The 1,237-nt window shown below is 65.3% G+C and carries 1 protein-coding gene; it reads right to left on the bottom strand.

The window, feature by feature from the left end; translation table 11 throughout:
* Nucleotides 1-1,222: DDE-type integrase/transposase/recombinase (locus ABEA30_RS15600; protein ID WP_345584494.1), on the bottom strand; the 1,222-nt coding region annotated here is incomplete at its 3' end.
* Between the last annotated feature and the right edge of the window lie 15 nt (nucleotides 1,223-1,237).

The following is a 1,237-nucleotide window of genomic DNA, read 5'->3' as shown; positions in this document are numbered from 1 at the left end:
TTTTCGTGCGGGAGAGGTAGACGTGGTTGCGTTTCGCGCGTCGTTGGACGGCTCCGCGGCGTTTGGCGAGTTCGAGCAGGTTTCGTTGGATGAGGTCGATGTGCTCGCCCAGTGCGATGGGGTCGACGGTGACGAGCCGGGTTTCGAGGGCGGCGCGTTCGTGGGTGTCGAGAGCATCGGGGTGGTCGCGTAGGAGACGTTCGGCTGGTGTGGTGGCACGGTCGTGTTTCTTGGTGACTTTTGCGCCGGTGCGGGTCTTGGAGATCAGCTTCTGGCTGGGCATGAGGAGGTTGTTGCGGTCGTTGTGGGCGGGCCAGAGCTGGTTGAGCAGGTCGAGTTCGCGGGTGGTGTCGTAGCGGAAGTAGCCGACCGCGCGGCGCACGATGGACCAGTTCTTCTGTTCGATGTGTGCCTGGTCGTTGCTGTGGGAGGGGCGGCCGCGGGTGAAGGTCAGGTGGCGCAGCTCGCAGAGCTTGGCCAGGTGGTTGTTGATGAACTCGGAGCCGTTGTCGGAGTGGATTCCCAGGATCAGGAACGGGAACCGGCCGATGAGGTTTTCGAGGCCTGCGGCGACGATGCGTTCGCCTTTGGATCGCACGGTGCAGGTTTCGGTCCAGCCGGTGGCCACGTCGGTGGCGTTGAGGCTGTAGTGGAAGGCGCCGTTGTTGTCGCCGCCTTCGTGGCCGACCAGGTCGATCTCGATGAACCCGGGTTCGGTGTCGTTCCATTGGGCCCACGTCTTCAGCGGGATCGAGGACTTCAACAGGGATCCGGGTTTGGTGTGGGCGATGCCGTGGGTGGCGATCAGCCCTTGCCGATACGGCTTCAGGTGGCGGTCCATGGTGGCCGGTGACATGGTCAGCAGTTGCTCCTTGACCTCGATGGTCATCTCGAGCCGGTCGAGGTGGTCCAGCGCGGTCAGCAGCCTGGGTAGTGCGGCGGCGAGGCGTTTCGAGGCGATCCCGTCGAGCAGTGCCCAGCACCGCACCAACGCGTCGGTGACCTCGGTGTCGTAGCGGCGTGCCGGGTCACGGGGGCGACGCGAGGTGGGTGTCTGGCCGGCGGCCGCGCGGCGCAGCATCTTGCGGGCATGATCGCGGTGCCAGCCGGTGACCTGGACCACAGCGTCCAGGATCTCGGCCTTCTCGGTCTTGGTCGCCTTGGCCCACCGCTTTGCCTGCGTGGTCGTGATCGCCCTGCGTTGCGCCATCGTCAACTCCATCCTTGTAGCGTGCCG

It is taken from the genome of Tessaracoccus lubricantis (assembly GCF_039544535.1).
Classification (GTDB): domain Bacteria; phylum Actinomycetota; class Actinomycetes; order Propionibacteriales; family Propionibacteriaceae; genus Arachnia; species Arachnia lubricantis.
This window is presented reverse-complemented; position numbering and strand designations above follow the sequence as displayed.